This is a genomic window from Sulfolobales archaeon, from assembly GCA_038881635.1.
Lineage (GTDB): Archaea > Thermoproteota > Thermoprotei_A > Sulfolobales > AG1 > WYEN01.
In genome coordinates this window covers 40,860-48,829 of the sequence record JAVZPJ010000007.1, presented here as the reverse complement: position 1 = coordinate 48,829, position 7,970 = coordinate 40,860, and the positions used below count along the sequence as shown (strand labels likewise).

Here is a 7,970-nt window from a genome sequence, read left to right as displayed (position 1 = left end):
CTCCTCAGATCTTCTCTAAGAATTTTTTTATTTCATCTATCAGTACTCTCGTATCTTCTGAAGCTAGAGAATGTTCTTCGAATACTATTGATAATATCTTTTTTACAAGTCTTCTTATATTTCCCGATGTGAGTTCTTTCAATATCTCTTCTGAAGCAACAGCCTTCACACTCTTGAGATCTAGTATGAATCTATAGATCTCCTTAGACACTCTCTCGAGATCTTTCGTCTCCGATAGTTTCTTCTCAAATATCCTGACAAGATCCATGATAAGATTAATACTAGTTCTAGGAGTATCATCGCTGACAAGATCCATTACACTTCTGCATAGATCCTCGCTCTCGCTACATAGAACAACTGCTGACTTAGCATCATGAAGATGCTTAACCATCATAGCATCATAATAATATCTTGAAGGAATCTCTACAAGCAGAGGATCTAAACCGCTATTCTCAAACCATGCTATATAAGATCTCAGAGTAAGAGAGTTTCTAACCTCTCTATACAGATCTAGAATAGATTTTCTTTCAATCTCCTCAGCATAGAGATCCCACTCGATCCTACTACTCACAGCAGAAGCCGGCTGAAGAACTCCCTCAGAATCTCTCGCAGCAATAAGATAAAGCTTGTAGTTTCTCACATCAGCTTCAATAGGATATGGAGGAGATGTTATGGCAGGCTCCGGACCTAGTAGTGAGAATATGAAAACCCATCCTCTGAACCTCTCTAATCTATTATAGAGATCATATTCTCTAGCTATAGAATCTGCTACCAGTATTATTGGATTGCTAATCTCTCCATAAGGATCTATCTTAAGCCTTCCAGCTTGGAAGTACATGTTATGAAGAACATATCTTGTTGAGAAGATCCATCTCCCAAGAATCTTATCATAATACGCGTTAACCTGCCATCCATCAATTCTCTTAGAAACATGCAGAGGAATTCTATCGATCTCAACAGGCTCAGAACCTTCTATATAGTCTAAAGCCTTAGGCAGAGGTGTTGATAAAACCTCAAGAGGTTCACCTCCTCTGAATATTATCACAGTTCCCGTAGCATAGTTAGAGACTGGAAAGCTCTTGAAAGCTCTTCTCCTATTCCACGAGTAGATACACACCTGATACTCATCATAAGCTTTAGAACATCTCTTCTCAATAAATCTCGTGAAAACCTCATTATACCTGCTCTGAAACACCTCAACTCTCTTAAGAGGTGTTCCTAGATATTCTCCAGCTTTTCTAAGCCTACTCTCCTCAACATCTCTACCGCTATCGATCAGGTTTTTAACTTTCTCCACATAGAATATAGGGTTCTCGAAAGGCATACCATTAGAATTAGAATATCATAAAAAAGTAAAAAGTTAGACCTGAATCACTTCTCTTCTTCTAATCTTCTCTTCTTAACAGCTCTATCATACACGATCCAGTTTCTATACCACTCCTCATTCTCTTTTCTAAGAAGTTCTAGAACCATCTTCATAAGATCCTTAGTACTGATCTCTGAAACACCCTGCTCGAGTAGTCTAGCCTCAACAATCTTCGCAATCTTCCTAGCCGTAGCTAGAGGTGCTCCTGTCTTGAGAATACTCACAACAATCTTCTCGATAGCAAAATCTTCTCTCCTACCATCTCTTTTAACAACATATATAGAACTCAAAAGCTATACCGCCTCAAAAAAATAATGCTCTTCACAGCTTATAAAAAGCTTGAAATCTATTCAATATATTATTTTTAATAATTCTATTCAGAAACATTTAATCGGGCTTTTCTTGAGTGTAATTATATCTCTAGACCCTCTTCAGAAGATGAGCAGAGAAGAAGTTATAGAGTGGAGTCTCAGAATCATTAGAGATACAAAAGATATTGTCTCAGGCTATAAGCTAGGACTCCCCCTACTTCTGAGAGGAGGTCCTGAGATCTTCTCAGTAGCTAGAAGAGCTTCTGATAATAGAATGATCATAGCAGATCTAAAGTTAGCAGATATAGGCGATATAATGACTGCTTCAATAGAATACCTAGCAGATCTAGGTGTTAACGCTGTTATAATCCACAGCTTCACAGGATTAAAAGATGCTCTAGATAGAGTGTATGAAGTATGCAGATCTAGAGATGTTAAAGTTATACAGATCATCTCTATGAGCCATGAAGGCTCTAGAGAATTCATAGATAAACATGTTTCAGAATTCATAGATATTGCTCTGAGAAACAATGCATGGGGTGTGATCGCTCCTGCAACAAGGAGAGAGATCATAAGAATCGCCAGAGAGAAGCTTGGTGGGAGTATCAAGATACTATCTCCAGGAGTAGGTGCTCAAGGAGCTGAACCTGGATCTGCTCTCTGTGCTGGTGCTGACTATGAGATCATAGGAAGAACAATCACAAGCTCACGAGATCCTAGGAAAACTACTTTAGAGATCCTAGAAAAACAGGAGGAGGTTCTAAGATCATGCAAGACCTGATAGAGAGATTATATAGAATTGGAAGCATTAAGATAGGAGATTTCATTCTAACCTCAGGCATTAAAAGTCCTTTCTACATAGATCTTAGAAGAATATATGGTTACCCAGATCTCGTGAAAGATATTGTGAAGAAGATCCTTGAGAAAACAGATCTAAGCGATATAGAAGTAGTCGTAGGCGTGGCAACAGCAGGAATACCTCTAGCAAGTTATATAGCATGCATAAGCAATCTACCTCTAGCATATGTCAGAGTTGAAAAAAGAGAACATGGAACAAGATCTCAGGTTGAGGGAGAGGTTGAAGGTAGAAGAGCTGTGATAGTTGATGATGTAGCTACAACAGGAGGATCTATTGAAGCCTCTATCGAGATTCTCAAGAGATCTGGATCTAACCCTGTTAAAGCCGTCGTAGTAGTAGACAGAGAACAAGGAGCTAGCGAGAGACTGGGTAGACACGGTGTTAAGCTCTACAGCTTATACACAGCTAGAGAGATCTTTAGAAAACTTCATGAGATCGGTGTGATAGACCTGAATACCCTGAATAAGATACTAGATTATATTGAGAGTAGCAAGATGAGATCATAGCTCTGACTATCCCAAGATCTAGTACTATACACTTATAAACTCATGAGAGAAGTCTATAGTGGGCACTCTGAAGAACTCTTTCCTAGGAAGAGATGTTATATCAATACTAGACTTCACACGTGAAGAACTAGAAACATTATTCGATCTAGCAGAATATTATCTGAGGAATATAAATAGAAAGTTTAGAACCCTCGAAGGCAGGATAATATCACTAGCCTTCTTCGAGCCTTCTACAAGAACTAGACTGAGTTTCGAAGCCGCAGCCAAGAGACTTGGAGCTGATGTCATAGGTTTCAGCAGTGCCGAGGGTACTAGTGTTGAGAAGGGTGAGAATCTTGCTGATACTATCAAGATGCTTGAAGCCTATAGCGATCTCATCGTTATAAGACATAGATTCGAGGGTGCGGCGAGATTTGCTGCTGAGATATCAGAAGATCCTGTTATAAATGGAGGAGATGGAAGACAGCACCACCCTACACAGGCTATGATAGATCTCTATACTGTTAAAAAGTTGTTTGGAGAGATCGACGGACTTAAATATGCTGTCGTAGGAGATCTTAAATATGGTAGAGCTGCAACTTCTTTCATATACGCTCTAACTATTTACAAGCCTTCTAAACTATACCTGGTATCCCCACCACTTCTAAGAGCTAGACCAGAGGTTCTGGAGTTGTTAGAGGTGAGAGGTATTAGATATGAGATCTTTGAAAAACTTGAAGATGTAATACATGATGTTGATGTGGTTTATATGACTAGAATTCAGAAGGAGAGATTCCCAGATCCTAGCGAGTATGAGAAGGTTAGAGGTTCTTACAGGCTTACAATGGATCTTCTCTCTAGAGGTAGAGGATCTCTTAAGATACTACATCCACTACCCAAGGTTGATGAGATAGATCACGCTGTTGATAGAAGTATTTATGCAGCATACTACTACCAGGCTTATCTAGGTGTTCCTATTAGAATGGCTCTTCTAACTCTTATCCTAGGTGGTGAGATTTGAATTCTCATACTCTTACTGTATCAAAGATCGGTAGAGGAACTGTTATAGATCATATACCAGCTGGTAGAGGTGTTGATGTTCTAAAAGTTCTGAGAATAACTGGTAGAGAAGGTTATAGAATAGCTATACTTATGAATGTTGAGAGTAGTAAGTATGGTAAGAAGGATATTGTTAAGATCGAGAATAGATTTCTAACACCTGAAGAGGTTAACATCATATCTCTAGTAGCACCTACAGCTACTATAAATATTATAGAGAATTATGAGGTTAAGAATAAATTCAGAGTCGAGATACCTGAAGAGATTAGAGGAGTTCTCAAATGCCCTAATCCAACATGTATAACCAATCAATCTAGAGAACCTATATCAACATTTTTCAAGAGAAGATCTCTCAAGCCTCTTAAAATAGAATGCGTGTACTGCGGGACCTTGATTGAGGAGAGTGAGATACCCAGGCTTTTAGGGATCTAGAATGTTCATGTCTGGAAGAGTATTAGAAGTCCAGAGACTGTCAGAGGGATTCTTCAGAATTCTTATAAAGCTTCTTGACAAGCCTTTGCATAGACCTGCTCCATTTCAGTTCATGATGATCTGGGTGCCGAGAAAAGATCTGATGCCTATGAGTGTTTCAGATTATGACAAGGATCTTCTAAGCATAGTTTTTAAGATAAGAGGTGAAGGTACTCGAGAACTCTCTAGAAATCCAGGTTTTGTAGGTGTGAATGGATTCTATGGAAGAGGATTTAAATTCTCTTCTAAGAATCCTAGAATCCTATTCGTAGCAGGAGGATCTGGGATCGCTCCACTACCATATCTTGCTAGAGATGCTAGCGAGATTGATGGAGAGATCACTGTTATCTGGGGTGTGAGAAGAAGATCTGAGTTATTCAACCTAGAAAAACTAGCATCATATAGATCTATTAGAAGAATCTATTATGCAGCAGAAGATTATGGATCGGAGTATGTGTATAAAGGAACAGCACTAGATCTTTACAGAGAGCTTTATCAAGAAGATGAATGGGATCTGATCATAGGTTCAGGACCTAGAGAGATGCTGAAAAAACTATGCCTAAACTCTAGAAGTAGAGAAAGGATCTATCTTAATCTAGAGGCCTACATGAAATGCGGCATAGGTTTCTGCGGTAGTTGTGTTCTTAAGCCTAAGCCTTTGAGATTATGCGTTGAAGGACCTCTAATAAGATGTGATGAGGTGGTTGAGCATCTCGAGCAAGAGGGTTAGCCTCTGGATCAGATATTATGAGAGAGGATCTCTAAGAGATCTCTCTCTATTAATAGATGAAGGAGTTGTAGTAAGAGCTGAGAATGGATTCGTAAGATTTAATGATGCTGAAGAGCATTACGATCTCAGGAGAGGAATCACATTACCAGGTTTTATAGATATCCACACGCATCTAAGAGGTTTAGAGCTTTCATATAAAGAAGATGAGAGATCTGGAACTCTTGCAGCAGCTAGAGGAGGTTTCACAGCTGTTATCGATATGCCTAATACTATTCCTAGGATTAATAGTTTGAAGAATCTAGATCTGAAGTTGAAAGCTTTAGAAGAGAAAGCCGTGGTAGACTATGGAGTGTGGGTAGCACTGCCTCAGGATGTTGAAGAACTTAGACAAATGCTCTCGAGACCTGGTGTTATGGGTGTTAAGATATATCCTGAGGACATACCTCTCTTCGAGAAGATCTCGAGAGAGATTAATTTCGATAATCTTAGGATTGTAATTCATGCGGAAGATCCTGATCTTATTAGAGAGTCTTGTGAGAAAGGTTTTAGATGGGTTTGTAGAGGTATTGAATCCGAGATAAGAGCTCTTGTAAGAGTTTCGAAAGCTATCTCGAGTAGGAGGATCCCGGTTCATGTGACTCATGTGAGCAATACCTATACAGCCTTCATAGCTAAGAGAATGAATATGTCTACAGATACATGTCCACACTACCTCTACCTAGACTCAGATCATGAGAGAAGACTTGGGTGTGTTGCGAAAGTGAATCCTCCTCTCAGACAGAGCTTAATAAGAGAACTACTCCTAGAAAGTCTTAAGGATGGTACAATAGATCTTCTATCAACAGACCACGCGCCACACACTATTGAGGAGAAGAGTAGAGATTTCTCAGAATGTCCTTCAGGAATTGCATCAGCTGAATTCTTCTCATCTCTTGTTCTAGAATTGTATCACAGAGGATTCATATCTCTTGATAGGATTATTGAGATGAGTTCTTTAAAACCTCTCGAGTTTCTGAATATGAATATGTATGGATGTGTAGAGCCTGGATGTGTGGCGAGCTATACTATTGTTGATCTGTATAGGGAGAATGTGATAAGTTCTTCTAATATGATCTCGAGAGCTGGAAACACACCGTATGAGGGGATGAGATTCAGAGGATCTACCTATGCTACGATTGTTAGAGGTAGAATTGTTTTTCTAGATGGAGAATTCATAGATCTCAGGAGAGGTGGTGTGATTGGAAGGTTCTAGAGAGAGACTTTCCACAGATATAGCAGGTATAGTCTTAGAACATCCTGTGATGAATGCCAGTGGGATTCTAGGGTCGGAGCCTGAGCATATTGAAATATTAGCAGGTTTCGGAGTATCAGCTATAGTGACTAAAACTATAACACCAAAGCCTAGAACAGGTTATGAACCTCCTATAGTTGTTGAGCTTAGAAATGGAGGTCTTCTAAACGCGGTTGGGCTGGCAAATCCCGGCATAGAGATCATACCTAGTCTTGTTGAGAGAGCTAGGAGAATTAGAAGGATCATTATAGTAAGTGTGGGAGGCTCTAGCGAGAGAGATTTCACCGAGGTTGCCGAGATCGCTGAGAAGAGTGGTGCTAACGCTGTAGAGCTTAATCTAAGCTGTCCTCATACCAGAGGTTTTGGAATGGATATAGGAAGCGATCCTGCTGATGTTGCAAGAGTCGTAGGCAGTGTAGCCTCGATTCTTAGAATACCTGTGATAGCTAAGCTGGGTTTGAGCGATAGAATAATAGAATCAGCTGGTAAAGCTCTTGAGAAAGGTGCTAGAGCTCTAACTCTTATCAATACTCTGAAAGCTCTTGCAGTAGATATATACTCTATGAAGCCTATTCTCACAAACATATTCGGAGGATTATCAGGTCCTCCAATACATCCCATAGCTGTTAGAGTGATTTATGAGATCTACAGAGAGTACAAACCAGAGATAATAGGAGTTGGAGGAGTCAGTGATTGGAGAGATGTTGCAGAATTCATCTTAGTAGGAGCGAGAGCAGTTCAGATAGGCACAACACTACTGAAGAAATCTGATGTTGTTAAGGATATACTAACAGGTCTGGAGAGATGGCTTGAGGAGATAGGCTTTAGGAGTATAAGAGATCTGATAGGATACGCAGTAGAATTCTAGCACTCTAACCCAGCTCTACAGCCTTGAGAGGTAAAGCTTTTGATCGGAGGTGTAAATCATTATAAGATATTTAATCATATAAAAACAATATAGAAAATTCTCGATAATCCTTATCTACATTTTATTTATATATTTTCAATTGCAATTATACATGAGATTGATGGTGATGAGCGCTTCTGAAATAAGTGAGGAAGAAAAAATCTGGGGGTTCATAGCATGGCTTCTATCAATAATTGGAGCAGTACTAGCTCTAATTCTGAAACCTGGATACAAGTATGTCAGATACTGGGCTTATCTATCTATATCATTCTTCATATTAGTAGTAGTGATTAAAGTACTAACATGGATCCTGGCTTTCATACCTTTCATAGGCTGGATCCTTTCAGTATTAATAGGACTCGCACTACTTATAGCATGGATCCTAGGCATAGTTAAGTCGCTAAATAAAGAATACTGGAAACCTCCTATAATCTACGATATAGCTAGAATGCTGGGAATCGAAAGAATCTAACCAGCTCACCCATGATAAT

Annotated in this window: 10 protein-coding genes; 8 read left to right on the top strand and 2 right to left on the bottom strand. The window is 39.3% G+C overall.

Annotation, left to right across the window (positions count from 1 at the left end; all coding sequences use genetic code 11):
• Positions 1-4: 4 nt before the first annotated feature.
• Together QXS89_05835 and QXS89_05830 are read right to left on the bottom strand one after the other, a co-directional pair.
• Positions 5-1,324 (bottom strand): hypothetical protein, encoded by a 1,320-nt coding sequence (locus QXS89_05835; GenBank protein MEM3831696.1) that lies wholly within the window; start codon positions 1,322-1,324, stop codon positions 5-7.
• A gap of 47 nt (positions 1,325-1,371) precedes the next feature.
• Positions 1,372-1,656, bottom strand: a complete 285-nt coding sequence (locus tag QXS89_05830; GenBank protein ID MEM3831695.1) for an ATP cone domain-containing protein — start codon at positions 1,654-1,656, stop codon at positions 1,372-1,374.
• A gap of 112 nt (positions 1,657-1,768) precedes the next feature.
• Here QXS89_05830 and pyrF point away from each other — a divergent pair, with 112 nt between their 5' ends.
• The 8 genes from pyrF to QXS89_05790 all read left to right on the top strand — a co-directional run bounded on the left by pyrF (position 1,769) and on the right by QXS89_05790 (position 7,951).
• Positions 1,769-2,458, top strand: a complete 690-nt coding sequence (pyrF, locus tag QXS89_05825; GenBank protein ID MEM3831694.1) for an orotidine-5'-phosphate decarboxylase — start codon at positions 1,769-1,771, stop codon at positions 2,456-2,458.
• Complete coding sequence (gene pyrE / locus QXS89_05820; protein ID MEM3831693.1) at positions 2,446-3,042, top strand: orotate phosphoribosyltransferase; 597 nt, start codon at positions 2,446-2,448, stop codon at positions 3,040-3,042. Before pyrF ends, pyrE begins: the two co-directional genes overlap by 13 nt.
• 67 nt (positions 3,043-3,109) lie before the next feature.
• Positions 3,110-4,042, top strand: a complete 933-nt coding sequence (pyrB, locus tag QXS89_05815; GenBank protein MEM3831692.1) for an aspartate carbamoyltransferase — start codon at positions 3,110-3,112, stop codon at positions 4,040-4,042.
• Positions 4,039-4,512 (top strand): aspartate carbamoyltransferase regulatory subunit, encoded by a 474-nt coding sequence (gene pyrI, locus QXS89_05810; protein ID MEM3831691.1) that lies wholly within the window; start codon positions 4,039-4,041, stop codon positions 4,510-4,512. Before pyrB ends, pyrI begins: the two co-directional genes overlap by 4 nt.
• A gap of 7 nt (positions 4,513-4,519) precedes the next feature.
• Positions 4,520-5,281 (top strand): hypothetical protein, encoded by a 762-nt coding sequence (locus tag QXS89_05805; protein ID MEM3831690.1) that lies wholly within the window; start codon positions 4,520-4,522, stop codon positions 5,279-5,281.
• Positions 5,256-6,533, top strand: coding sequence for a dihydroorotase (pyrC, locus tag QXS89_05800; protein ID MEM3831689.1), 1,278 nt, complete (start codon positions 5,256-5,258; stop codon positions 6,531-6,533). The genes QXS89_05805 and pyrC overlap by 26 nt, the downstream gene beginning before the upstream one ends.
• Positions 6,520-7,440 carry a dihydroorotate dehydrogenase PyrD gene (gene pyrD, locus QXS89_05795; protein ID MEM3831688.1) on the top strand — a complete coding sequence of 307 codons (921 nt, stop codon included), beginning with the start codon at positions 6,520-6,522 and terminating at the stop codon, positions 7,438-7,440. Before pyrC ends, pyrD begins: the two co-directional genes overlap by 14 nt.
• Positions 7,441-7,606: 166 nt before the next feature.
• On the top strand, positions 7,607-7,951 hold the full coding sequence (locus QXS89_05790; protein MEM3831687.1) for a DUF4870 domain-containing protein: 345 nt from the start codon (positions 7,607-7,609) through the stop codon (positions 7,949-7,951).
• Positions 7,952-7,970: the final 19 nt, after the last annotated feature.

Coding starts and splice junctions, on each gene's coding strand:
- pyrE (MEM3831693.1), top strand. CDS start 2,446: ATGCAAGACCTGATAGAGAGATTATATAGAATTGGAAGCATTAAGATA.
- QXS89_05805 (MEM3831690.1), top strand. CDS start 4,520: ATGTCTGGAAGAGTATTAGAAGTCCAGAGACTGTCAGAGGGATTCTTC.
- QXS89_05790 (MEM3831687.1), top strand. CDS start 7,607: ATGAGCGCTTCTGAAATAAGTGAGGAAGAAAAAATCTGGGGGTTCATA.
- QXS89_05835 (MEM3831696.1), bottom strand. CDS start 1,324: ATGCCTTTCGAGAACCCTATATTCTATGTGGAGAAAGTTAAAAACCTG.